24 protein-coding genes and 1 pseudogene are annotated in these 24,472 nt (G+C 65.0%); 13 read left to right on the top strand and 12 right to left on the bottom strand.

The genetic code is table 11. From position 1 onward, the window contains the following. Window positions 1-11: 11 nt before the first annotated feature. Window positions 12-353: a membrane protein insertion efficiency factor YidD gene (yidD, locus tag HZB49_RS03420; RefSeq protein WP_291609070.1), complete on the bottom strand. Its 342-nt coding sequence runs from the start codon at window positions 351-353 to the stop codon at window positions 12-14. Between the two features lie 256 nt (window positions 354-609). Here yidD and HZB49_RS03415 point away from each other — a divergent pair, with 256 nt between their 5' ends. Further along, the gene (locus tag HZB49_RS03415) at window positions 610-1,509 is read left to right on the top strand and encodes a hypothetical protein (protein ID WP_291609069.1); all 900 of its coding nucleotides are present in this window, start codon (window positions 610-612) and stop codon (window positions 1,507-1,509) included. 128 nt (window positions 1,510-1,637) lie between these two features. On the opposite strand, the gene HZB49_RS03410 is transcribed toward HZB49_RS03415, so the two are convergent. Beyond that, window positions 1,638-2,081, bottom strand: a complete 444-nt coding sequence (locus HZB49_RS03410; RefSeq protein WP_291609068.1) for an iron-sulfur cluster assembly scaffold protein — start codon at window positions 2,079-2,081, stop codon at window positions 1,638-1,640. A gap of 251 nt (window positions 2,082-2,332) precedes the next feature. Between HZB49_RS03410 and folE the strand changes: the two genes are divergently transcribed. From folE to HZB49_RS03395, 3 genes are all read left to right on the top strand, one after another. Beyond that, window positions 2,333-3,016: a GTP cyclohydrolase I FolE gene (gene folE / locus HZB49_RS03405; protein WP_291609067.1), complete on the top strand. Its 684-nt coding sequence runs from the start codon at window positions 2,333-2,335 to the stop codon at window positions 3,014-3,016. Window positions 3,017-3,043: 27 nt separating this feature from the next. Beyond that, a complete protein-coding gene (gene hisI / locus HZB49_RS03400) occupies window positions 3,044-3,469 on the top strand; it encodes a phosphoribosyl-AMP cyclohydrolase (RefSeq protein ID WP_291609066.1) in 426 nt (141 codons plus the stop codon). A gap of 204 nt (window positions 3,470-3,673) precedes the next feature. Next, complete coding sequence (locus HZB49_RS03395; protein ID WP_291609065.1) at window positions 3,674-4,759, top strand: transglycosylase SLT domain-containing protein; 1,086 nt, start codon at window positions 3,674-3,676, stop codon at window positions 4,757-4,759. A gap of 9 nt (window positions 4,760-4,768) precedes the next feature. Here the strand turns inward: HZB49_RS03395 and HZB49_RS03390 are convergent. After that, window positions 4,769-4,881: pseudogene (locus HZB49_RS03390) on the bottom strand (IS5/IS1182 family transposase); the annotation flags it as partial. A gap of 72 nt (window positions 4,882-4,953) precedes the next feature. Between HZB49_RS03390 and HZB49_RS03385 the strand changes: the two are divergent. Beyond that, complete coding sequence (locus tag HZB49_RS03385; protein ID WP_291609104.1) at window positions 4,954-5,454, top strand: heme-binding protein; 501 nt, start codon at window positions 4,954-4,956, stop codon at window positions 5,452-5,454. Window positions 5,455-5,604: 150 nt separating this feature from the next. On the opposite strand, the gene HZB49_RS03380 is transcribed toward HZB49_RS03385, so the two are convergent. Continuing rightward, entirely contained in the window at window positions 5,605-6,897 is a 1,293-nt protein-coding gene (locus HZB49_RS03380; RefSeq protein ID WP_291609064.1) for a caspase family protein, read from the bottom strand. 238 nt (window positions 6,898-7,135) lie between these two features. Between HZB49_RS03380 and HZB49_RS03375 the strand changes: the two genes are divergently transcribed. Beyond that, a complete protein-coding gene (locus HZB49_RS03375) occupies window positions 7,136-8,311 on the top strand; it encodes a DUF2336 domain-containing protein (RefSeq protein WP_291609063.1) in 1,176 nt (391 codons plus the stop codon). Between the two features lie 157 nt (window positions 8,312-8,468). Here HZB49_RS03375 and HZB49_RS03370 read toward each other — a convergent pair whose 3' ends face one another. From HZB49_RS03370 to HZB49_RS03355, 4 genes are all read right to left on the bottom strand, one after another. Beyond that, on the bottom strand, window positions 8,469-9,047 hold the full coding sequence (locus tag HZB49_RS03370) for an Hpt domain-containing protein (RefSeq protein WP_291609062.1): 579 nt from the start codon (window positions 9,045-9,047) through the stop codon (window positions 8,469-8,471). A gap of 19 nt (window positions 9,048-9,066) precedes the next feature. After that, complete coding sequence (locus HZB49_RS03365; protein ID WP_291609061.1) at window positions 9,067-9,612, bottom strand: response regulator; 546 nt, start codon at window positions 9,610-9,612, stop codon at window positions 9,067-9,069. A gap of 117 nt (window positions 9,613-9,729) precedes the next feature. Continuing rightward, entirely contained in the window at window positions 9,730-10,503 is a 774-nt protein-coding gene (locus HZB49_RS03360; RefSeq protein ID WP_291609060.1) for an NAD kinase, read from the bottom strand. 162 nt (window positions 10,504-10,665) lie between these two features. Continuing rightward, a complete protein-coding gene (locus tag HZB49_RS03355) occupies window positions 10,666-12,681 on the bottom strand; it encodes an autotransporter domain-containing protein (RefSeq protein WP_291609059.1) in 2,016 nt (671 codons plus the stop codon). 389 nt (window positions 12,682-13,070) lie between these two features. Here HZB49_RS03355 and HZB49_RS03350 point away from each other — a divergent pair, with 389 nt between their 5' ends. Continuing rightward, window positions 13,071-15,401, top strand: a complete 2,331-nt coding sequence (locus tag HZB49_RS03350; protein ID WP_291609058.1) for a caspase family protein — start codon at window positions 13,071-13,073, stop codon at window positions 15,399-15,401. 518 nt (window positions 15,402-15,919) lie between these two features. Continuing rightward, entirely contained in the window at window positions 15,920-16,078 is a 159-nt protein-coding gene (locus tag HZB49_RS03345) for a hypothetical protein (protein ID WP_291609057.1), read from the top strand. Here HZB49_RS03345 and HZB49_RS03340 read toward each other — a convergent pair. Together HZB49_RS03340 and HZB49_RS03335 are read right to left on the bottom strand one after the other, a co-directional pair. Next, window positions 16,066-18,225, bottom strand: a complete 2,160-nt coding sequence (locus HZB49_RS03340) for an adenylate/guanylate cyclase domain-containing protein (RefSeq protein WP_291609056.1) — start codon at window positions 18,223-18,225, stop codon at window positions 16,066-16,068. The two genes, HZB49_RS03345 and HZB49_RS03340, sit on opposite strands and share 13 nt — an antisense overlap. A gap of 16 nt (window positions 18,226-18,241) precedes the next feature. Beyond that, window positions 18,242-18,919: a hypothetical protein gene (locus tag HZB49_RS03335; RefSeq protein ID WP_291609055.1), complete on the bottom strand. Its 678-nt coding sequence runs from the start codon at window positions 18,917-18,919 to the stop codon at window positions 18,242-18,244. Between the two features lie 279 nt (window positions 18,920-19,198). Here HZB49_RS03335 and HZB49_RS03330 point away from each other — a divergent pair, with 279 nt between their 5' ends. Continuing rightward, on the top strand, window positions 19,199-20,761 hold the full coding sequence (locus HZB49_RS03330; protein ID WP_291609054.1) for a peptidase S10: 1,563 nt from the start codon (window positions 19,199-19,201) through the stop codon (window positions 20,759-20,761). A gap of 61 nt (window positions 20,762-20,822) precedes the next feature. Here the strand turns inward: HZB49_RS03330 and HZB49_RS03325 are convergent, their stop codons facing one another. Both HZB49_RS03325 and HZB49_RS03320 read right to left on the bottom strand, forming a co-directional pair. Further along, entirely contained in the window at window positions 20,823-21,362 is a 540-nt protein-coding gene (locus tag HZB49_RS03325) for a tetratricopeptide repeat protein (RefSeq protein WP_291609053.1), read from the bottom strand. Between the two features lie 26 nt (window positions 21,363-21,388). Then, window positions 21,389-21,946, bottom strand: coding sequence for a tetratricopeptide repeat protein (locus tag HZB49_RS03320; protein ID WP_291609052.1), 558 nt, complete (start codon window positions 21,944-21,946; stop codon window positions 21,389-21,391). A gap of 267 nt (window positions 21,947-22,213) precedes the next feature. On the opposite strand from HZB49_RS03320, the gene HZB49_RS03315 reads away from it, so the two are divergent. The 4 genes from HZB49_RS03315 (at window position 22,214) to HZB49_RS03300 (ending at window position 24,457) form a co-directional block, all read left to right on the top strand. Beyond that, window positions 22,214-22,435: a hypothetical protein gene (locus HZB49_RS03315; protein WP_291609051.1), complete on the top strand. Its 222-nt coding sequence runs from the start codon at window positions 22,214-22,216 to the stop codon at window positions 22,433-22,435. 219 nt (window positions 22,436-22,654) lie between these two features. After that, entirely contained in the window at window positions 22,655-23,050 is a 396-nt protein-coding gene (locus HZB49_RS03310) for a hypothetical protein (protein WP_291609050.1), read from the top strand. Between the two features lie 269 nt (window positions 23,051-23,319). After that, window positions 23,320-24,048 (top strand): outer membrane protein, encoded by a 729-nt coding sequence (locus HZB49_RS03305; protein ID WP_291609049.1) that lies wholly within the window; start codon window positions 23,320-23,322, stop codon window positions 24,046-24,048. Between the two features lie 169 nt (window positions 24,049-24,217). Beyond that, window positions 24,218-24,457 (top strand): hypothetical protein, encoded by a 240-nt coding sequence (locus HZB49_RS03300; RefSeq protein WP_291609048.1) that lies wholly within the window; start codon window positions 24,218-24,220, stop codon window positions 24,455-24,457. The last annotated feature ends 15 nt before the right edge of the window (window positions 24,458-24,472 follow it).

The raw sequence follows: 24,472 nt of genomic DNA, 5'->3' as shown, positions 1-24,472 counted from the left end.
CCCGGCGCGCGTCACGGCGGCGGCGCATTGACGCCGCGCCAGCGGCCGTAGCGCCAGGGCAGGTACCAGCGCGCGCCAGGCGGTCTCGTTGCCGGAACATGATCGATGCCCGACGTGCCCCAGGGCTGGCAGCGCAACAGCCGCGCCAGGGTCATCCATCCGCCGCCCCACAGGCCGAAACGTTCGATCGCTTCATCGGCGTAGACCGAGCAGGTCGGCAGGTGGCGGCAATTGTAGCCGACCAGCGGCGACAGCGTGTGGCGATAGATCCAGATCATGCCGCGCCCGGCATTGCGCGGCAGGCGCAGCAGCGCGCCGGCGCAGTCGGGGCAATGATGCGGTGCATGCTTCATGGGCGGTCTGCTGCAATCCTAGCCGTAATCTTGCGGGGGTTCCAAAGCGGGGAACCCTTATTCTGCAGGCATTTGCGCCACAGTTGTAAAATATCGCACGAAGCCGACGGCGGTGCAGCAAAGGTCCTATGGACGAGTCCGGTCAGCACGATTACCGTTTTGATAACGCGGGCATGACAGAATCATGTCGCGTTTGGGGGCCATCGCAGCCGCAATATTGGGGCTTGGGGAAGGAACCGAATTGAAGCTTGTGACGATGCTTGAGCTTCGCGGCTGGGCGCTGATCGGCGCAACGGCCCTGTGCCTCGCATTGCCTGGCTTGCCCACGACGTCAGGCAATTCGGCGAAGGCGAGCGGCACGCTCGAGGAACGCAAGCTGCCGATGCGCTTCAACTGGGTCGAATGCAAGCCCGATTGCAAGAGCTGGGTCAGCGCGGTCGGAATCGTCACCGCGGACAGCCCGCGCGACTTCGACGAGTTCGCGCGCGACCGCGACCTTGCCGGCGCGACCATCGTGTTCGACTCCAGCGGCGGTTCGGTGAACGACTCCATCGCGCTCGGCCGGCGTTTCCGCAGCCTCGGCATGCTCACCACGGTGGGCATCAGCCTGCGCGGCGACAATGCGATGCGACCGGGCATTGCGCCGGAAGCCTACTGCGAGTCGATGTGCGTGTTCCTGCTGCTCGCTGGCAAGACACGCTATGTGCCTGAGGCCGCCCATGTCCGCGTGCACCAGATCTGGATGGGCGACCGCGCCGACGATGCGAAGGCCGCAAGCTATACGGCGCAGGACCTGATGATCGTCGAGCGCGATATCGGGCGTCTGGCGAAATATACCTTCGACATGGGCGGCACCGGCGACCTGCTGTCGCTGTCGCTCAGCGTGCCGCCGTGGGAAGACCTGCATCGGTTGAGCCGCGCCGAATTGCGCATGACCAATCTGGTCACGACGGATGCGGTGGCGGACGTGCTGCCGCGCGACAACCCGGTGCCGGTGGCGGAAGCAAAGCCGAAGACGGTGCAGGATCGTTTCGCCGGCCAACCGGCCAATGATGAAGCCGTGGTTCACCCTGCCAAGGCGACCAAGACGGCGGAAGTGCAGACGGGCGGTGTGGCACCCGCGGATAAGACGGCGCTGTCTCCGCCGGAGAAATAGCAATTCTTGCCGAGCAAGGACTGTCATCATCCGCGAAGGCGGATGATCCAGTACGCTGCGGCAGTCGTGATTGACCGGGAAGTCCCGGCGTACTGGATGCCCGCATTCGCGGGCATGACGAGGGATGGTTACGCCGGCTGCTTTGTCTTCGCCTCGATCTGCCCGATCGCATCGACAACCGCGTCGAAGGTGAGCATGGTCGAGGCATGGCGCGCCTTGTAGTCGCGCACGGGCTCGAGCAGGGCGACGTCGGCCCATTTGCCCTGCGGCGGGGCGCCGTTCTCTTTCAGCATCCTGCGAACGGTTTCGCGCAACTCGCGCAATTCATTCGCGTTCGAGCCGACGACATGGCGTGCCATGATGGAGGAGGAGGCCTGTCCCAGCGCGCACGCCTTCACGTCATGGGCGAAGTCAGTGACCACGGGGCCGTCCATCTTGAGGTCGACCTTTACCGTGGAGCCGCACAGCTTCGAATGCGCGGTGGCGCTGGCATGGGGGTCGGGGAGGCGGCCGAGGCGCGGAATATTACCGGCGAGTTCGATGATCCGCTTGTTGTAGATGTCATTCAGCATAGAGCGAAGTCCAACGTTCCCCCACTGCGCCGCGCCCTTGGCGGCCCCGGCGCACAGCCCTATATATGTACCAGAACGGCGGAAATACAGCCCGCTCGTTTGGCGCCCCATGCGGGATTTGCAGGGCAATTCCCCTGTGGCGGTGCTAGAATAAGAGAGAATGCTAGGGGACCCAGGCGTCCGGCGGCCGCAGCCGCCCCGTCTGCCCGGTGACACATCCGGCCCGCGTGGGCCGGTCGAACGGAGAAGACATGGTGGACGCGCTGATCAAATCCCTCAATACGCGCAAGGCGCCGGAGGTTCGTCCGGCCGAACTCGATCCTGCCGAATTCCTCGCCGCCGCCGTCCGGGCCGACCAGCCTCGCCCGTCGCGCGCCGAGGCCGAGCAGGCGGTGCATACGCTGCTCAGCTATATCGGCGAGAATCCCGATCGCGAGGGCCTGCTCGATACGCCGCGCCGCGTCGTCGAGGCCTTCGACGAGCTCTACCAGGGCTACCACCAGTGCCCCGCCGAAGTGCTCGACCGCACCTTTGGCGAGACCGCGGGCTATGACGATTTCGTGCTGGTGCGCGACATCGAGTTCACCTCGCAGTGCGAGCATCACATGATGCCGTTCTACGGCAGGGCGCATATCGCCTATACGCCGGTCGAGCGGGTGGTGGGCCTGTCGAAGCTTGCGCGGCTGACCGACATCTTTGCGCGGCGGCTGCAGACCCAGGAACATCTCACCGCGCAGATTGCAGCCGCGATCGACGAGGTCCTGAAGCCGCGCGGCGTTGCGGTGCTGATCGAAGCCGAGCATACCTGCATGTCGGTGCGCGGCGTCGCCAAGCATGGCGCGATGACCTTCACCAGCCGCTACACCGGCATGTTCCGCGACAACCCGGCGGAGCAGTCGCGTTTCCTGACCATGGTGCGAGCACCGCAGCGGTGACCTCGCATTGAAGATGCGAGGTCTGTCTTGTCCAAGCCAGAAGATGTAGAGCGCGAAGATGGGCTGGAATTCCTGCCCAAATTCGACGCGTCCGGTCTCCTCACCTGCGTGGCCACGGATGCCGCGACCGGCGACGTGCTGATGGTCGCACACATGAACGACGAGGCGTTGCGCAAGACCATCGCCACCGGCGAGGCCTGGTATTTCAGCCGCTCGCGCAACGCGCTGTGGCGGAAGGGCGAGAGCTCCGGCCAGACCCAGCGCGTGGTCGAGATGCGCACGGATTGCGACCAGGACGCGGTCTGGATTCGCGTCGAGCAGGTGGGCGCAGCCTGTCACACCGGCCGGCGCTCCTGCTTCTATCGCAGGGTCGAGGGCGGAGGCGGCAAGGCCGGCCTGGCCTACGTCGATGCCGAGCGGCTGTTCGATCCGAACGCCGTCTATCGCAAGTAATTGCCGGTTGTCATTCCGGGGCGGCTCGAAGAGCCGAACCCGGAATCTCGAGATTCCGGGTTCGCGCGTTGCGCGCCCCGGAACGACTGGGGCAGCCTTAACCCGGCATTAACCATAATCGCCGCACTGTGAGGCAGGCATGAGCGCTGGGTGGGCGCTCAGTAAGACCGCGCGGGGGTTTCGCCAGGAGCGAGGCACCAACACATGTCGGTCGAATCAATCAGTGCTACGGCCGCGGCGGCGATCGATCCGGTGCGGCTCGATCCGTCACGCATCGATCCGTCGCGTATCGATCCTTCACGCCTGAAGATCGCCACCTCCATCAAGCAGGCGTCCAGCACCACCGGCGCCAGCTTCGAATATCTGCTGACCACCGCCAAGATGGAGTCGAACTTCAATCCGAAAGCGGCGGCGACCACCTCGTCGGCACGCGGGCTCTACCAATTCATCGACCAGACCTGGCTCGGCACCGTGAAGGAGGCGGGCGCCCAGCTCGGCTACGGCAAATATGCCGACGCGATCTCGAAATCCTCGTCGGGCACCTACTACATCAACGATCCCTCGATGCGCTCTTCCATCATGAAGCTGCGCGACGATCCCGATGCGGCATCCTCGATGGCCGCAGTGCTGACGCAGTCGAACAGCTTCAAGCTCACCGGCAAGATCGGCCGCCGACCGAACGACAGCGAGCTCTATATGGCGCACTTCATGGGGGTCGGCGGCGCCGCCAAGCTGATCTCCAACGCCGAGGACAATCCCAACGCTTCCGCGGCGCGGTTGTTTCCGAACGCCGCGGCCGCCAACCGCTCGATCTTCTACGAGAAGGGCACCGGCCGCGCCCGCAGTGTCTCAGAAGTCTATTCGGTATTGGCTACGCGCTACACCGCGGCCGCCAATGCCAGGGACACCCGCACCGCCTTCGCCGCGCTCGGCGGCACGCCGCGGCCGACGGCGGTCGCCAGCGCCACGGCGCCGTCGGCGACGGCCGCCGCCACGATGGACAGTGCCAATTTTGTTTCCCTGATTCCGGACTCCCGCGCGGTGACGCCGGTCAAGGCGACCTCGGGAACGGAGTTGAAGACCGCCTCCCTGCCGCAGCAGGAACCGATGTTCCGCACGCTGTTCCAGGCCGGCGACCGCCCGCAACCGATCTCGCCCGCGGTGCAGGAATTGTGGGGCAATCCGGCGCCGCGGGTGAACGTGGCTTCGGCCGGCAGCCAAGTGCCGGAAGTCCGAGCGCCCGGCCGGCTCGATCTCTTCAGTGATCGCGACGGCACGTACTCGGGCTAGGGCATTAACGCGCAGCCATAGTCGGATTGACGCAAGCTGGATGAAGGCGAGGTAGTTCGACACAAGTTTGTCGTAGCGCGTTGCGACCCGCCGCACTGCTTGATCTTGTTGAAGAAGCGCTTTGCGTTAGATCAAAGTGCGAATGGCAGATGGCCGCTAGCCTAAAAAGCTTTTCGGAACCAACTATGAACCCGATGATCACACGTAGCCTCACGGTAGCTCTTGCTGGCTTGCTCCTCGCTTCCGCCTCATCGCGCGCGCAGGAATCGATTATCACTCACAAATCATTGAGCCCGGAGATTGCGCTTGATCTCGCCCGTGCTGCGCTCGTTGACTGCCGAAAGCGTGGTTATCAGGTGGCGGTTTCGGTCGTTGACCGTTTCGGCGTTCCGCAGGTGATGTTACGGGACCGTTTTGCTGGTCCTCATACGCCATCGACAGCCTCCGGCAAGGCATGGACCGCGGCGACGTTTCGCACCAACACGACTGAGCTTCACGCCATAAGCCAGCCAGGCATGATGCAAGCCGGCATCCGCAATCTGCCCGGGGCAGTAATCATTGGCGGTGGAATGGTAATTGAATCGGGCGGCTCGCTGCTTGGTGCGGTTGGCGTCTCCGGGGCGCCCGGCGGTGATGCCGATGATGCCTGTGCCAAGGCCGGCATAGCAGCGATCCAGGACAAGCTCGACTTCTGACAATCGCCCAGGTGTCTAACGACCGCTTCTGGCACATTCGCGGCGACGCAACAATTCGGTTGCTCTCGGAGCGAAGCGGACATTCAGCGAGCCGCGATTAAAGAACCGGATTCATGGGCACGCGCCCCAGCCAGATCGGCCGGCGGCCAGCTACTTCTTCTTTTGAGCGGCGACGATCTTTCCGGACTCGAAGAAGATACGTCCGCCGTCGGCGCCGAACCTGATGCCGAATTCAAAGGACGAGGCGCCGGAGGATTTGCGGCCGTCCGCCGGATTGCTCAGATCGAAGTCGAGCAGCCCGTCGATGCGGCAGGTGGCTTTGCTCTCGTCGCATGACGTGCGGATCGATTCAGTGCGCAGACGGTAGGAGCGGACCGGCCAGCGGGCGACATAGCGTTCCTTGTCCTTCAGCACTTCCGCGCGCGAGGTGAGCTTGCCGTAATAGTCGACCTGATCGTCGATGCTCTGTCGGGCGTAGTCGAGATATTCGGCAGCGCTTCCTTCCGAGCGGATCATGTCGTTGGTGACGAAGGCGAGCGCACGCTGTTGCAGCGTGGGTGGGTTGGCCGTCACTCTCGGAGCAGAAGCCTGCGGCGGCGGTGGGGGCGACGGCTGCCGCTCGGCAATTCCGGGCTCATCCCTGCGCGCCTCCTTGCCAGCTTCCTTGCTGGTTTCTTTGGGCTCCTCCCTCGGGCTGGCAAAATAGAATGAGCCGTCGATCGGTGATGACGACACCCAGGGCTGCTGTGCGCCGCCCGTTGCCCGCTTCACCAGCAAGCCGACCTGATTGAAGGTCTGGAACACGTCGAGGCCGGGCTTGCGTATGGTCTCCGACAGGGCCTGCGAATAGGGGCTGTGGTTGCCCGTGCCGTCGAGCGCGACATTGCCGGGCTGCGTCGCATAGGACAGCAGCGTGCCTTCCGGCGCGCGGATCTGCGCGAGCCCGCTCTCGGCTGAACGAAGGCCGCGGCCGCCGAAGGGATTGTTGCGGCAGGCGTCGAGGATGACGAGATTGAGTTTCGTTCCCGATCCTTCCATCTGCCGCAGGATCAGCGCGACATCGACCATCTGGAAATCGACGTCGGCTTCGCGCACGGGATTTGCGGACACGGGAACCAGGTAGTTCGAACCGCGGATCTGGACGCCGTGCCCGGCGTAGTAGAACAGGGCGACGTCGGCGCCGATCAGCTGGTTGCCGAAGCTCTGTACGGCCTTGTCGAACGCAGGCTTGTCGAGATTGACCTGGGCGCCGCCGCCGACCAGCGTGAAGCCGACGCCGCGCAGTGTTTCGGCGATCAGGGTCGCATCGTTCTGCGCGTTCGCGAGCGGCGTGATGTTCTGGTAGCCGGCGTTTCCGACGACCAGCGCGACACGTCGTTCCGCGCTCGCCCCCGAGAGCGGGATTGCGAGCAACATCAGCAAGAGAACTGATCTGAGAAGCATAATTCGCCGCCCCCGGCCGAAAATTTCCGAGCCAGATTAGCCAGTTGCTGGCGCCCGAGACATTCCAAATCGGCGGAGGAGATCCTGCCAAGGGAGCTCATCCGGGGCCTGGCTCTTAACGAAACGTCAATAAACCCAAGCAGTTATGGTGAACCCTTTGTTAAGCGTCATGGTTTATTTTTCGTGACAGTGGCATCGCGTCACGGTGTCGTCGCAAGTTGCGTAAGCCGGAAAGAGCATGATCGTTCGGCAGTTTATCAGTTGGGTCAGAAATGCATCCGCCGGCGAGCGGGCGGAGGCCACGCGTTCCCTGGCGCGGGCCTGGCTGATCTCGGACCTCAGCGACGACGACCGCACCGCCGCCGAAGGCGCGCTCCTGATGCTGCTCGACGATCCTTCGCCGCTGGTGCGCCAGGCGATGGCCGAAGTCTTTTCCCGCAGCACCGACGCGCCGGCCGCCATCGTGCAGGCGCTCGCGGTGGACCAGCCCTCGGTGTCGCTGTCCATCCTCGAACATTCGCCGCTTCTGATCGACGCCGACCTCGTCGACATCGTCGCGACCGGCAATGAAGAGACGCAATGCGCGATCGCGCGCCGCATCAGCCTGCCGGCATCGGTCTGTGCTGCGATCGCCGAAGTCGGCACCGCGTCGGCGGCGCTGGAGCTGATCGAAAATCCCTATGCGGAGCTCGCGCCGTTCTCCTGGGACCGCATCGTCGAGCGTCACGGCCATCTCGCCGCCATCCGCGAAGCCATGCTGGTGCTGGAAGGTCTGCCCGCAGCGACGCGCTATGCGCTGGTGACGAAGCTTTCCGACACGCTGGCGCAGTTCGTCGTCGCCCGCAACTGGCTATCCGCCGACCGGGCAGGGCGCATCGCCGTTGAGGCGCGCGACCGCTCAACCGTGCATATCGCAGCCCGCGCCGGCGGCGCCGACATGGAGGGACTGGTGCGTCACCTGCGCGCCACCGGCCATCTCACCGCGGGCCTGATCCTGCGTACGCTGTTGTCGGGCAATCTCGACCTGTTCCACTGCGCGCTCGCCGAGCTCTCCGGCCTGCCGCTTGCCCGCGTCAGCGCGCTGCTGCACGACCGCGGCCGCGCGAGCCTGAATGCGCTCCTGATCAAGGCCCGCCTGCCGGAATCCACCTTCGCCGCTTTCCAGGTGGCAATCGATGTCGGTCACGAGATCGGCTATGCCGACAGCGATGGCGCAGCCGCGCGGCTGCGCCGCCGCATGGTCGAGCGCGTGTTGACCCATTGCGAGACCGATGGCCGCTCCGCCGAACCGCTGCTGATCCTGCTGCGAAGGTTTGCGACTGAATCCGCCCGCGAGGAAGCGCGGCTGTTCTGCGAGGAACTGGTGGCGGAAGATTCGATTGCGCCGCTGCACGATAATCTGATCGCGGCGTAAGGCGCGCTAATACGTAGGGTGGGCAAGGCCAACGGGTCGCGCGAATGCGCGCCCGATGACAGGCTCCGCGTGCCCACCATTCTTGCGCAAAATGAAGGTGGGCACGACGCTACGCGCCTTTGCCCACCCTACGATTCCGTAAACGTCGAGATAGTCCTCACTCCGCCGGCACGATGCTCGGCGCCAGGATCGCCTCCAGATGTTCCGGGCGGTCGCGATTGGCCCTGGTCAGGAACTCGTCGGTGACGCCGCGCAACTGGCGGCTCAATTCGCTCGCCATTGCCGCCGTGTCGAGCTTGGTGCGCTGGCGCACGATCGCCTGCACCGCATTGATGTGATGCATGATCAGGTCGGACGGCACCTTGGCCAGATCCGGGGCGTGCTCGATGATGCGGCAGAGGCTGTTGGCGGCAGCGCCTGCGGAGGGGAAACCGAAGGTCACGGCGTCGCCCTTGATGTCATGCGCGGCGCGGAACAACTCGCCGCGGGTGTCTTCGTTGAAACCGTCGTTGCGGATCGCGTCCCACGCAGCGGACAGCCGGTCGGCCTCGATCGTCATCCAGTTCTTGAATTCGCCCGACAGTCCCTCCAGCGCCTTTTCGGCCCGCGCCACCGGATCGTCGCGGTCGTCGTCGGGCACACGCCGCAGCACCTTGCGCAGCGGATTGGGCTGCACGATGACGTGGTGGGTGGCGAAGGTCTTGACCTCGATGTCGCCGGGCTTGTTTTTCGACATGCGATAATGATCCCTGCGCCTAGATTCCCGACCGCGCCTTGTCGAGCAGCGAGGGCTGCTGCATCACTTCCATCTCGCCGCCGACGCGGCGTTCCGGGCCGATATAGGTGTTGACCGTATTGCGGCGGCGGTCCGGCCCGAAATAGGTCTTGGTCTTGATGAAGGGGCGGGGATTGGCGACCACGTTGAGGATGCGCTGGTAGAGGCCCTTGGCCGAGATCGGCTTTGCCAGGAATTCGGTGACGCCGGCGTCGCGTGCCACAGTGACGCGCCGTTTCTCGGAATGACCGGTCAGCATGATGATGGGCGCGTAGGGGTTACCCTTGGAGTCCGGCTGCCGGATCATCTGCGCCAGCTCGATGCCGTCGAAGATCGGCATCGCCCAGTCAGTGATGACGATGTCGGGCACATAGTGGGTGTACATTTCCAGCGCGGTGGCGCCGTCCTCGGCTTCATAGACTTCGCGCGCGCCGAAAGAGTGCAGCAGCGTGCGCAGGATGCGCCGCATGTGCGGGTTGTCGTCGCAGACGAGGAAACGCAGCTTGTTGAAGTCGATGCGAAACATGGTTCGGCCCTGAGGGGCATACCGGGGAGAGCGCGGTATACCCCGCGTTAACCATATCGCGGCGCGAGTTAACGAATGGTTTCGAAAGGCCGCCGGCGGGCTGCGGACGGGCCGGTTTCAGTGCCCGAACTGCTCGCGCAGGATGCGTTCTTCCAGGCTGTGGCCGGGGTCGAACAGCATGCGCATCGAGATGGTCTTGTCCGACAGCACCTCGACGCGGGTGACGTCGCGCGCCTCGTCGTGGTCGGCGACCGCCGCCACCGGGCGCTTGTGGGGGTCGAGCACCTCGATGACGACATAGGCCGAGTTGGGCAGCAGCGCGCCGCGCCAGCGCCGCGGCCGGAACGGGCTGATCGGGGTCAGCGCCAGCAGGGAGGCGTTGATCGGCAGGATCGGTCCCTGCACCGATAGGTTATAGGCGGTCGAGCCCGCGGGCGTCGCCACCAGGATGCCGTCGGCGATCAATTCGGCCATCCGCTCGCGCTCGTCGATCAGGATGCGCAGATGCGCGGCCTGATGGATCTGGCGGAACAGCGCGACCTCGTTGATGGCGTGGTGGATGTGCACATTGCCGTGGATGTCGGTGGCGCGCATCTTCAGCGGATTGATCAGCGACTCCCGTGCCGCCGACAGGCGTGCGTGCAGATCGTGCGGCGAGAATTCGTTCATCAGGAAGCCGACGGTGCCGCGATGCATGCCGTAGATCGGCTTGCCCGTGTGCATGTGCTGGTGCAGCGTTTGCAGCATGAAGCCGTCGCCGCCCAGCGCCACCACCACTTCGGCCTCTGCGGCATCGCAGTTGCCGTAGAGATCGGACAGCTGTTTCAACGCCGCCTGCGCTTCCGGGCTCGCGCTCGCAACGAAGGCAATCTTCGCATACCGCTTGGACATGGGACTGGCGTACTCGTTACCGGGGGCGCAGGAAAGCGCTGTGCCCGTCTAACGTACCTTGGCGGTTCCTGTCGAGACGAGGAAGCCGGGCTTTAGGGCAGGGTAAACGAAATCGGGCGGCTGCATGGCAGCCGCCCGATCGCGATGTCCATGTTGCGCCGCTCAGAACTTGGCGACGACCGCGGAGGGGCCGCTGAACCGGTAGTTCACGCCGATCTTGACCTGGGAGATCGCGCCGCTGTCGCGCATCGTCGTCGTGCCGTCCGTCGCGAGCGCCGTGCGGCCGCCGAGGTCGATGTAGTTGTACTCGGCCTTGGCCGACCAGCTGTATCCGAGGTCGAACTCGGTGCCGTAGCCGACGAGCCAGCCGCTCCGGGTACCCTTGGTGCTGAAGCCGTTGGTGACGGCGCCGGCCTGATTGCGGCACGGACCCAGGGTGCCGAACGGCTGCACATTGCCGTTGAGCGGGCCAAAGATACAGGAGACGTTGACGCCGTCATCAGCCCAGGCGCCGCCGGCCTTCACATAGAGAAGCGTGCGGTCCCATGCATAGCCCACGCGGGCGGTCGCGGTCGCGATCCAGTTCGACGTGTTCTGGCAGTTCAGGAAGGCGGGGCTGAAGCCCGTGCCAACGAGGTTGCCGTTGGCGTCCCGACCGTTGTCGGTGCCGCAGGTCCTGCTGCCGTGCAGATTGGTGGCTGCGACATCGGCTTCGACGCCGAAGACCCAGCGGCTGGCGGTCTGGAAGTTATAGCCGGCCTGAAGTCCGGCGAGCCAACCGAGCACGCGGGGGTTGATGCCGGCATTGTTGGGATCGCCGACGAAGCGGATGTCGGTCTTGCCCTGCGCAGCGCCAAGGAAGCCGCCGACATAGAAGCCAGTCCAGTTGGTCGGCGGAATGACGGCTGCAGCCTTGACCGGTGCTTTCCTCGGCATCAGCGAGGCGAACCGCTCGGGCGTGAACTGATAGCGGATGCCGGCGTTGGCGTTCCAACCCTCGAGGTTGTTGCCGTTCTTGTAGTCGACGCGAACGAAGCCGAGCCAGCCGGTATTGGCCACCTGACCCGCCAATCCCAGCGAGTACTGGCCATAGGTACCGACGCGCGATGTGCTGTTGGTACCGGTGGCGGTAACGGGAACGACGAGGCAGAATGGGCAAACGCCAATTTGTCCGAATGCACCGTTGGGTATGGTCGAGCCACTCGATGTGATGTTGCCGGCGAATTCGTGGAACACGCTGGCCGACGCAAAGGGCTGCCAGATCATGTTGCCGGAGGAGACGGTCGTTCCGACGCGCAGGCTGAGGCGTCCGATCTGGCTCTCGATCGGGTTAGTGGTCAAGGTCGAGACCGCGCCCTGGCTGATGATGCCGCCGCTGACATTGAACGGATCGACTTCGGTCCGCGCCCAGATAAACCCGGCTGACGGCTCGATGAACCAGTTATTGGCGAGTGCGAAATTATAGCCCGCCGACGTGGCGACCGAAACGCCGTTGGCGCCGACTTGCTGGCCAAAGAGACCGACAGCGGTATTGGTGAGATTGGCGCTGTAGAACTCGCGGCGAACCATCACGTCGGCGAAGAATCGGCCGTAGGTCGCAACCAAATAGGCGCCGATAAACGGAACTTCGAAGTCGCTCGAGCCGCCACTGCTGTCGGTGCCGCGTGAATGCAGATAGCCCACGGTCGTGCCGAGGTGGAGGTTCAGGCCGTTGATGTTGAGCCTGGAAATATCGGTTCCGGCCTGGATGCCGGTGAACGTCGCATGGACGCTGCCTGCACAATTGGCCCGCGCATTGGTGTCAAGCGCGCCCGGAAAGGGCGGGGACACGACGGTGCCGGTGCCGGCATTGGTAAACTTGCTCGTGTACTCGCCGCCGACGCCACGGGCCCAGACACCGCCGCCGGGCTGGTTGGGCTGCGGGTCGCCGGGCGCGGAAACGAAAGCGCTGCCCTGCTGGCTGAGGAAGGCGGTGTGGATGTTACCCAGCGCACTACCGAAAGCGCCGGCGGAAGCACCGCTCGCCGCGGTTATGGCGTTCAGTTGGGGTCCGAAGATGGGTGCGCCAGGGCCTGTGACGGTGCTCGTGCACTGTGCGAAGGCCGCCGAACCCGTCGTCAGCGTGACTGCGACGGCAAGGCCGGCCAAAATCCGGCTGCTGGCTGCGCTACGAATCATGAAACGGCCCCCGAAATCCATTGCTATTCCGTAAAAAGAACACGGCGATGGTAGATTAGAGTCGCGACGTCCGGAAGTTTGTCGGGCCGATCCGGGGGGCAATGCGTTGTTTCTTTGGGGGCTTGTGGCATTATGGCCACATAGTGTCATTCGGGGGTTCGCTTTCGGAGTTAGAAAGCGGCGGATGTACAACCAGGGATGTGGCGGCCAGCCGGTGTCGAGGCTCCATGCCGCGGCGATTTCCCCAACCCGATAGTGATATGCCTCACTCGAACGGACGGGCTTTCTGATAGGATTTGGGTCGGCTAGGATTGTTGCCGGAAAAGCTATTTTGCTGAATCACTTGAACGGGAATGCTGCGGTGTAGTCGTGGCTACGCCGAAACGATCATGATCAAGCGCTTTCTGCCGCTCGCGACCGCCGTCGGAGTGACCATCCTTGCGATGGTTTTCGCTCCCGACGTTGCTTGGGCGGAAAAGCGGGTCGCACTGGTCGTCGGCAACTCGAAATATCAGACCGTCCCGCAACTCCCGAACCCGTCGAGGGACGCCAATTCGGTGGCGGACATGTTCAGGAACGCCGGCTTCGACACCGTCGAGATTCAGCTGAATGTGGGCAACCTGGAGTTCAAGCGTTCGATTCGCCGCTTCGAGACGCTGGCCGATCAGGCCGATTTCGCCGTCGTCTACTACGCCGGCCACGGCCTCGAACTCGGCGGCGTCAACTACCTGATTCCAACCGATGCAAGACTCGCAAGCGACCGCGATGCCGAGGACGAGGCGATACCGCTGGAGCGCCTCGTCTCGTCGGCGGACGGCGCGCGGCGGCTGCGCCTGATCATACTGGATGCCTGCCGCGACAACCCGTTCGTGACGACGATGCGGAGGGAGCGCAAGACGGCAACCCGCGCCGTGCTCGCCGGTCTCGGCAGGGTGGAGCCGACCAGCACGGACACGCTGATCGCTTACGCTGCGAAGGCGGGCTCCACCGCCGAGGACGGCAGTGGCGAGCACAGCCCGTTCACCACCGCCTTGCTGAAGAACCTGACGGTGCCGGGGCTCGACGTTCGCCTCGCTTTCGGCCGCGTGAGGGATGAGGTCATGAAGGCCACTGCCAACAAGCAGGAGCCGTTCGTCTATGGCTCGCTCGGCGGCGGCAACATCTCACTGGTGCCGGCGCCGGCGGTGGCCCGCGAAGCACCGGCCAGCGACGTAAAGGCCGACTACGAACTGGTGCAGAAGATCGGCTCGAAACGCGCCTGGGAAGTATTTCTCGGCACGCATCCGTCCGGCTTCTATTCGGATCTCGCCCGCGCGCAGATCGAGGAGATCAACAAGCAGCAAGCCAATGTGCAGCTCGCCGCGCTGCCGCAGGCTCCGCCACCCTCCGTCCGGGAAACTCCGACACGGGAGGCGATCGAGTGGGACAAGCTGCGGGATTCGACCGACATTGGCGCCCTGCAGCGCTTCATCAAGCGCTTCCCGGATTCGCCCCTGGCCATCACCGCGCAGCAACGCGTCGATGTGTTGAACCAGGCATTGCGGGAACGTGAAGAGACTGCGCGCGCCGAGCGCGAGGCGGCGCGCAAGGCGGCCGAAGAGGCGCAGCGCGCGGCCGAGGCCCGCAAGGCGGAGCTTGCGGCGCAGAAGAAGCGTGAGGACGACGAGCGCCGCGCCCGCGAGGCGGAGGCGGCCGAGAAGGCGAGGGTGGCCGCGGCGGAAGCGGCAGCGGCAAGGAAGCGCGAAGAGGACGAGCGGCGCGCCAAGGCGCTGGAGGCCGAGCAGAAGGCGAAAGCTGCGGAAGCCGAGCGGAAGGCGTCGGAAGCCAAGGCCAGGGCCGAGCAGGCCGAGCGCGAGCGCGTGGCAGCCGAGGCCGCCGCGCAGAAGGCCGCCGCCGAGAAGCATGCCAAGGCCGCCGAGGAAGCGCAGCGCGCCAAGGTGCTCGAGGCCGAGCGCAAGGCCGCCGAGGAGAAGCGCAAGGCGGAAGCGGAAGCCGCAGCGGCCCGCGCCGTCGCCGAGAAGCAGGCGAAGGAAGCCGAGGAGGCCCGCAGGAAGGCGGAGCTGGCGGCCGCCAGGGAAGCCGTTTGCAAGTCCGAGCAGGGCAAGCTTGAGGACATCACCCGCAAGGGCAGCGACGGTACCGGTCTCGAAGACCTCAAGGCCTTCGCCAGGACCGTGACCTGCGACCGCCTCGGCGGTGTCGTCGTTGCCGCCCTGGACAAGTTCAAGGCGGAAGTTGCCAAGCGCGCGGCCACCATGCCGAATTCACCCGAGTTGATCCGTTCGGCGCAGGCCGAGCTGATCCGCATCGGTTGCCTCACCGGCAAGGTCGACGGCACGCTCAACCAGCCGACTTCGACGGCGCTCAGCCGTTACATGAAGATCGGAGGGCAGCTGACTGAGAATGTGAGTGTAACCGAAACGCTGGTCACGGAACTGACCAAGCATGCGACGCGGGTTTGCCCGATCGAGTGCAAATCCGGCGAAGTCGTGAAGGGAGATACCTGCGTCGCCGAGGAGAAGAAGGCGGCGCCTGCGGTGGCGGCCAAGCCGAAGAGTGACGACGATGCATCGCGCCGCAAGCAGCAGGCTGCTCGTCCCGAGCGCGCCAAGCCCGCGCAGGAAGCCGTCGCGCCGCGCGCCAAGCAACAGGCGGTGGCGCGGCCGAGCATCGTCAGCGGCGGCGGTGGTCACAGCACCATGATCGGCGTAGGGTTCTAGAGACGAGGCAAGTATCGGGTTTGGGGGCGTAGCATCGGGAGGTCGCTTTGACCGTAACAATGGGCAAGTTTCCCGGCACGGGCATTTCAATCTGTGCAGCTGCGGCACTGGCGGCGACGCTTTGGAGCTGGCCCGCCTTGGGTAGTGACTTGGGCAGTGACACGCCCTCTGCCGTTGCGGCCGCAGCCGTTGCATCGGGCGACAGGGTCGGGCCCGTCTCGCCCTCTGCCGCGATGGCCTGGGCACTGCAGGGGAGGCCGAAGCCCGCCCGGAGCCACCGCATCCGTCCGGCGCGTGTCGCAGCCCTGTCCCAGCAGGGGTGTGGCTGGTACGCCTCGCCGTGCGATCGCCAGTTCGTGCTCATTCTGGGGATCGGTTTCTAGGCCGGCCGCCGGCGCCGCCCGCCGATCCCAATACGCCGGTGCGGCAACCGCCGCGTGACGTTCGTCACATTCTCCGTCGATGACACCGTCTAGCTTGCAGACATCAGCAAGTGAACGTCACCGATGGGGATTGCGATGACCGGCTTTCTGTTTTCAGCACTCAACTCTGCTGTTGCGGCGACCGACAGCGCCTTCAGCCGCACCTTCCAGCTGCTGTGGCTGCAGATTCTGTCCGAGCATCGGCGCCATGCGCGCCGCCGCCGGCATACGACCCGCCTGGTCTATTTTTCCTGAAGTGTGCGAACCGGATCCCAGTCCGCACCGGGCGGCGAGGTGGCCAATTCCTGCGCCCGGTCGCGGAACATGGCCGCCGCCCGGTCAACTTCAGCCGAGCGACTGAACGCGGCGGCCGCCGCCGAAAATTCCCGGGCGCGCCAATGTGCGAGCCCCTCGGCGTAGTCGGAGGCGGATTTCCGCCGGGCCTCCGTCAGCCCGGAAGACAGCGCCAGCAATTCGTAGATCTTCAACGCCTGCGTACGCCCCTTGACCCTGATGGCATCGAGCTCGCGCCAGGCAAAGGCATCGCCGGTGAGCCCGGCCGTCGTCTCCGAGACAATGATCGTGGTGCCGTAAAACTTGTTGGCGCCTTCGAGCCGCGAGGCCAGGTTCACCGCGTCGCCCATCACGGAATAATTGAACCGCCGCCGCGACCCGAGATTGCCGACCACGGCTTCGCCCGAATTGATGCCGATGCGCTGGGCCAGCGGATGTTGCTGGAACGCCGCGGCATCGCGGTTGAGCTCGGCGAGTTTCGCGCAACAATCGAGCGCAGCGCGGGCGGCGTGGGCGGCATGATCGGGATCGTCGGCGGGCGCGCCGAACACCGCGACGATGGAGTCGCCGATGTACTTGTCGACATAGCCGCCATGGCTCTCGATGATGTCGGTCATGTAAGACAGATACTCGTTCATCAGCGCCGTCAGGGCTTCCGGCGTGATCTGTTCGGCGATCTTGGAAAAGCCTTCGAGGTCGGAGAAGAACACCGTTACCTGGCGTGTCTCGCCGCCGAGCTCCGGCAGCTTGTTCGAGCTCAGCATGCGATTGATCACGTCGGGGGCGAGATAGAGCCCGAAGCTCTTCTGCAGAAGCCGCCGGTCCTTGTCGGCAACGGCGAAGCGATAGCCGATCGTCAGCGCCAGCGCGCCGAGGCCGGCGAAGAAGGGCTCGACGATCGGGATGACGGTGCCGAACTTGAAGGCGACGATGGCGTCGATGAGGCCGACGGCCGCGAGCACGAGGAAGGCAGCGGCGGCGCCGATCGGCGCGAACAGCAGCGCGCCGGCGGCGGCAAGTGCTGCGATCAGCAATGCGATGGCGAACGTCGCATGCCCGCCGAGCTCGATCGCCGCGTCATGCCGGATCAAATTGTTGACGGCGGTAGCGTGGATGTAAATGCCCGCAATCGAGCTGCGCCTGAAGCTCGTCATCACGGGCTTGCCGTCACCCGCGCAGCGCGCCGCGCGGCCGCCTTCGAGGCCCGTCGCAAAACGCTTCGACGTGAGCCTTCGGTCCTCCGAATCGAGCACGGTGCCGAAGATCACGACCTTGCCGTCGAAGGCGCGCTTGAAAAAGTCCTTGTCGTTCTTCAGCGCGCAGGTGCGCAAGTCGGCAAAGGAGTAGGTCGGGATGTCGTCGGCGCCGCCCTCGAAATTGACGGTCATAGTGTTCGGCACCGTGCTCGGAATCCTGTAGCCGGCGAGCGTCACCGATCCGTCTGCGGCGAATTCCGGCGCCGCGTTCTGGGCGCGTGCCGCCAGTTCCAGCGCCATGCCCGGCACCCTTGCGCCATTCACGGTGAAGGTCAGCGGCATGCGGCGCACGGTATCGTCGCCGTCGGTGAGGGTGTTGAGCGGCCGGATGTTCTGCTGCTGGCGGACGGCAATGCGCTGGCCGGGCGAGGGCCGGATCGGGTCATTGCCGCGCAACTGCTCGCCCAGCACCACCTTGCCGGGCGCCGTTGCGCCCGCCAGCGCGCGCAGGAAGTCGCGGTCGAAACCGCGGACCCTTTCGCCGAGCACGCCCTCGCCGAAGGGGATTTCCGACTGCTCGATCGATGTCGGGATCACCATGTCGAAGCCGACGACCCTGGCGCCGCCTTCGACGACCGAATTCAGCACGCGGCCGATCTCGCCGGTCCAGGTCAGCGTCGGCGAGCCCTTGAAGGGCGGGGTGTGATAGCTCTCCTCGTCGATCGCCACCACCACCGCCGGCGAGGCCGCCGGATTGGTCCGGTTGCCGAACATCTCGAAGCGGAGTGCGGTGAGGATGTCGAGCGACAGCCCCTGGACCCGGTCGAGGGCAGGGGAAACCGCGAGGCCGGCGCAGGCGAGTGCGATGGCGGAGGCCGCAATCGCATCCCGCGTGACGCGCCGCGCGTTCAAAAGTGCTGCCGCCGGGCTAGTTGAGGCGGATCAGGCGGCCGACGACGGGCGCGGCGCCGGGCTTTGCGTTCGCGTCGACCTGAAACACGATCTTGGAGGTGCCGAACGTCGCCGAATAGACGCCGCCCGGGGTCAGCGTCTTGTTGGCGCTGGCGAAGTCGTAGAACTTGCCCTTCTGCTGGCTGCCGTTGAGCTCGATCTGCTGCCGCTCGCCCTTGACGTCGAGCCGCTCGACCACGAGCGTGCCCTTGCCCTTGGCCTCCACGATCGGCGAGGTGCCGTACACGGTGAGCTGCGTCTGGATTTTCGGCGCGCTCTTGTCGCTCTTGTCGCCGAGACTGCGCAGCACGGTGGCGGCGGCCTCGCTGGTCGCCTTGGTCGTGGCGTGCGCCTGGCTGGAATCGCAATCGGTCTTCTCGCGCTTGACGTCGGAGAATTGCACGAAGCTCTCTTCGGTGCCGATGATGACGGTGCCGAGCCCGCTGATCTTCTCGCGCTGGCAGGATTTCATGTAGGAGATCGTGACGGAGCCGCCCGCCGGCACCTTGATCACCGTTTTCGGTGCCACATAGTCCATGAACTCGGCGCCGGTCACCTTGCCCTGCACCTCTTCGACGACGGCGACCGGTGACTGGGCGGCGGCAGGCCCTGCCAGGGCCAATAGTCCGGCACAGAGTGCAATCGCGCGTTTCATGGCAGAAATCCCTTTGAATTGGAGAGCTTGCTCTCCGGTCACCCGGCCCATGGGGTTTGCTTCGGAATACAGATCGGCAACGCCGATGAATGTGACTGATATCACTTAGCGGCCGGCGAGGACAACATGACCGCGCGACCGGTAGTCGCGTCAACCCGGCGCAATGTTCGACGCTGGCGCGTTTGTGACTTTCATTCGTTTCCCCGGTTGTGGACCATCCGGCTCGCCGCGGCGTTGGAACCCGCACGACAATTGCGGCAGATGCAGGGAGACGACGGAATGGCCAATAGTCCTGCCGCGCCGTGGCGCATGCGCGGACGTATCCTGGTAGCGTTGTTTGCGCTCGCCATTGCAGCCGGCGCGCACGCCCAGGACACCGGTGGGGTAACGACGGATTCGCCGGGGCAGGCTGCGAAGGCGCCCGCGGGGCAGAAGGGCGGGGCCGGACAACCGTCCGCCGCCGAGCAACATCGCCTGCCGCCGGACTCCACCACCAAGCACACTCTGGCGCTGCCCGGGCGCACGCAGTCCTTCACCGCGGTGGCCGGATCGATTCGGCTGTTCGACGACAAGGGCGAGCCGCAGGCCGACGTCGCCTACACGTCCTATCAGCTCGATGGCGCCGACCGCGGCGCGCGGCCGGTGACGTTCTTCTTCAACGGCGGACCGGGCGCCTCATCGGCCTGGCTGCAACTCGGCGATGCCGGGCCGTGGCGGCTGTCGATCACGGGCGAGGGGGCGGTAGCCTCTGCAACGCCCGATCTCCTTCCCAATGCCGAAACCTGGCTCGACTTCACCGATCTCGTCTTCATCGATCCCGTCGGCACCGGCTACAGCCGGTTCGTCGCGACCGGCGAGGACGTGCGCCGCCGCATCTGGTCGGTCGATGGCGACGTCGAGGCGATTGCGCTGGTGATCCGCCGCTGGCTGGAGAAATACGACCGGCTGCTGGCGCCGAAATATGTCGTGGGCGAGAGCTATGGCGGCATTCGCGGGCCGAAAGTCGTGCACAATTTGCAGAGCAAGCAGGGCGTCGGCATACGCGGATTGATCCTGGTGTCGCCCGTGCTCGACTTCCGCGACTGGTCGGGATCGAGCCTGCTGCAATTTGTCGGGCGGTTGCCGACCATGGCGGCGGTGGCGCGCGAGGCCAGGGGGCCCGTGACGCACAAGGATCTGGCCGACGTCGAACGCTACGCGCGCGGCGAGTATCTCGTCGATCTCGTCAGGGGTCAGGCCGACACCGAGGCCACCAACCGCATCGCCGACAAGATCGCGGGGCTCACCGGCATCGATGCCGCCGTGACCCGCCGCCTGGCCGGACGGCTCAGCGTCGGCGAATTCCGCCGGGAGTTCGACCGCAAGAACGGCAAGGTCACCGGCCGCTACGATGCATCCGTGACGGGCTTCGATCCCTATCCCGATTCGAACTACGGGCAGTTCGGCGATCCCTCCGGCGATGCGCTGATGGCGCCGTTGACGAGCGCCGCCGTCGATCTCACCACGCGCAAGCTGAACTGGCGGCCCGACGGCTCCTATCATCTGCTCAACGATGCCGTCGGCGGCGGCTGGAATTTCGGTCGAGGGCGCGACCCGGCCGAGTCGGTGTCGGACCTGCGGCGGTCGCTGGCGCTCGATCCCAACATGAAGCTGCTGGTCGGGCACGGCCTGTTCGATCTCGCCACGCCGTATTTCGCAACGCGGATCGTGCTTGACCAGTTGCCGGCCTATGCCAGCCCCGACCGCGTCAGGTTCGTGGTCTATCCGGGCGGCCACATGTTCTATTCGCGCGAAGGCGCCCGCAAGGCGTTCCGCGGCGAAGTGCAGTCGCTGATGAAATGACAAAGCAAAACCGGCGCGACGTTGTCGTCGCGCCGGCTTGCGTGTCGGTCGATATCGCCGGTCAGTAGACCAGGCCGGTGCCCGGCGCCTTTTCAAGCGCGGCGGCGAGCGAGCGGTATTCCTCGCTTTGCGTGCCCGCGAGCGCGGCGATGCGGCCCAGATGATATTGCGCCTGGTCGCGGTTGCCCTGTTCGACCTGCCAAAGCCCGTAATACTGCCAGGTCTTGACGTGGCCGGGATCGGACTTCAGCGCGCGCTCGTACCAGGCCTGCGAAACCCTGTAGTCGCCGAGCTTGCGGTAGGAGTAGCCGATCAGATTGGCGACTGCGGCACTGTCGTCGCGATGCAGCGCCTTGAGCTGTTCGATGGCGGTGGCGTATTCGCCGCGCCGGTAGATCGCATCATAGGCCGAGCGATAGCCTTCCGCGAACGAAGCCTGCCCGCTGCCAGGGCGGACTTCGCTGGATTTCTTCTTTTTCTTGCTGCTGCTGGATGGCGGCGACGGTTCGTCGGGTGCGGCGTAGGCATTGGTCACGACGGGCGCCACCGCAAGTGCGATCGAGAAGAGTCCCAGCGTCAAAAGCTTCGCGTAGTTCTTCATGCAGTTCTCCAGTTCACGTTGTGACGTCAGTAGACTAGCCCGGTTCCCGGCGGCTTATCCAGTGCGTCGGCGAGCGAGCGGTACTCCTCGCTTTGCGTGCCCGCGAGCGCGGCGATACGGCCCAGATGATACTGCGCCTGGTCGCGATTGCCCTGTTCGATCTGCCACAGACCGTAATATTGCCAAGTCCGCACATGGTTCGGATCGGCCTTCAGCGCGCGTTCGTACCAGATCTGCGAAACCCTGTAGTCGCCGAGCTTGCGATAGGAGTAGCCGATCAAATTTGCGACATCGGCGCGGTCGTGATGGCCGAGCGCCTGCAGCTGTTCGATGGCGGCAGCAAAATCCTGACGGTCGTAGATCGTGGCATAGGCGGCGCGATAGCCGGCGGCGAAACGCTGCTCCTCGATCGAGGAGGTCTTCTTGCCCTTCTTCTTGGTGTTCTTGGTCGAGGTGTCGGAGGAAGGGGGAGGCGGTGCCGGCGGCTCGCCGCCACCACCGGCGGCAAGCGCCGACAGCGCGGGCGCGCAAAGGAACATTCCCGTGATCATGATTGAGAATAACCGGACTGCAGACTTGCGCATGCGTCTCTCCTGATTCCCGTTGGATTTGTTCCCAGGTCCGAACAGATGAACATCCGGGACGCCGGGATATTCCCGGTTCCGTCTCCCCTTTTGGGCCGGTTTGCGACGCTGCGGCGATTGAAGGGGAAGATGACAGACATGTCATCGAGATGAACGAAGTCCGCTTTTCCGCTTCAGCGGGGGTTCAGTGCGCAGCCGTTAGCCTCCTGCACATGATCGGCGGGCCCGGATGCGGTCACCTCGCAGATCCCCTTGAGGAGGACCAAGATGTTCAAGACGATTTCTGCGGCGCTGCTCGCCGTATCCGTTCTTGCCGCACCGGCGCTGGCGGCACCCTACCGGTCGGATCATGCCCCGGTGATCAAGGCCGCACCCTTCAGCGCAAACGTGCTCAACGCCAATGCGCGCTGGGGGCGTCATCATCGTCACCACCGCTGGCACTTCCACCATCGTCATCATCGGCACCACCACCATCACCACTGGCGCTGATTGATCCTGATCCCGGGGGACGCCGTCCGATCCGCATTGCCCCGCCGCGTCCAACGGGTACAGGCCCGGCCCGTCAGCCATTGCTTCCCCAATGGCGGCGGGCCGGTGCCTTTTTCGACGGGGTTGCGAATTCCAATTTGCGGGCGAAGCGTCTAGTTTCCGGCCGGGAAAATCTTCGGGTCTCTGCCTTTGCCAATATTGTCACCCCGTGTCGCTGTCGTGCTGCTGCCGATCCTGCTTGCCGCCTGTGCCGGCGGCGGCGAGGAGAGCAGGGGTATTTCGTTTACCGACGACCGCGGCTATTCCAACCAGCCCTATCCCAACAACTACAAGAGCGAAGTGCTGGCCTTCATGCGGACGTACCTGAACAATCCGGTCGGGGTTCGCGAGGCCATGATGGCCGAGCCGGTCCAGCGCACGATCGGCGGCCGGCTGCGCTATGTCAGTTGCCTCCGCTATGCCGCCCGCGAGTCCGACGGGCGTTACCGCGATCCGCGCGAGCGGGCCGTGGTCTATGTCGATGCGCGGCTCGATCGCGTGCTGGAGAACAGCGGCGATGCCTGTGCCGGCGCCACTTACCTGCCGTTTCCCGAGTTGGAAAAGTTGACCCGCTGAGCCCCGCGGCTGGCCCGCCTGCCGCCGCCTCGGATCGGGGTTGGGTCCCGATCACGTTTCGGAGAGCGGGGCGAACCCGATTGTGGCCCCAATCGACCAATCTCCGGGCGCAAAGTGTATTGTGACGGGCGAAAAAATCCCTATTTCCCTTTGGAACAAAAGGGCTTTGTGGCCGCTCCGTCACGGTTGTGATCGTTCGATGCCGCAGAGCAACCTAACTCGAGCCACGTTGTTTGATGAGTGTCGTGACTGAATAACGGGGATCAAACATGAAGAAGACCATTCTCGGCGCAGCCGCCCTGGCGGGTGTCCTGGCAGCCCTCGCGGGCCAGGCGTTCGCGGCTGACATGCCGTCCCGACCCTATGCCAAGGCGCCGGCCTATACGGCGCCCGCCGTCGTCTACAACTGGACCGGCTTCTACGTCGGCGGCCATCTTGGCGGCGCGTTTGCGGGCAACAACAGCCTGCAGAGCAGCGACGCCCGCTTCCTCGGCGGCGTGCAGGCCGGCTTCGATTATCAGTTCACCCCCAACTGGGTGCTGGGCGCGGAAGCGCAGTACTCCTGGCTGGGCGGCGGCACCAACAACAACCTGATCTTCCCGGCGGGCACGGTCGTGACCGGCAGGGTCGCCGATCAGATCGGCTCGGTGACCGGCCGCCTCGGCTACACTTGGGGTCCGGCACTGGTCTATGCCAAGGGCGGCTACGCCTGGCGCGACGGCAACAATATCGGCATGACGGTCGCCGGTGTGCCCCAGGCCTTCACCACCTCCGGCAACAGCAAGGACGGCTACACCGTCGGCGCGGGCCTGGAGTACCTGTTCGCCCCGAACTGGTCGGCCAAGGCCGAGTACCAATACTACAATTTCGGCAATACGACGGTCACCGCCGGTCCCGCCGACACGGTCGGCGCGCGCTTTCGCAACGACGAGCACAGCGTCAAGGTCGGCGTGAACTACCGCTTCGGTTGGGGCGGCCCGGCCGCCTCCAGATATTGAGGCCGCCGTTCAAATTGCCTTGCGGGAAAGCCGGCGCGAGCCGGCTTTTTTGTTTTTCCGCTTGCGACGTCCGCTGCGGCAGGGTGCGGCAAAATAATTTTCGTCGTGCACGAAACTTTCACGGCGCATGCGCTATTATGTTCGTCGTCGGGTTGGCGGACAAACAAACATGCGTGCTTTTGCGTTAGGGCTGATCTTTTCGGCGCTCTCTGCGCCGTGCTTCGCCCAGACTATCCTGAAATCCGAACCCTTGGCTCTGGCGCCTTATGAGATCGCCTTCGTGCAGGATTCGTCCTGCGGCGCGGGCAGGGTGCTCAGGGTGACCGGCGCGATCCGGGGTCTGCACCGCAAGAAGGTGTGCGTATCGATCGGTTCGGCGCAGGCCTCGCTGGTGAGCGCGACGCCGTAAAGGGTCTGGAATTGT

The organism is Bradyrhizobium sp. (genome assembly GCF_016219575.1).
Taxonomy (GTDB): Bacteria; Pseudomonadota; Alphaproteobacteria; order Rhizobiales; family Xanthobacteraceae; genus Bradyrhizobium.
The sequence above is the reverse complement of the archived record's forward strand: the minus strand, read 5'-3'. Positions and strand labels throughout refer to the sequence as shown.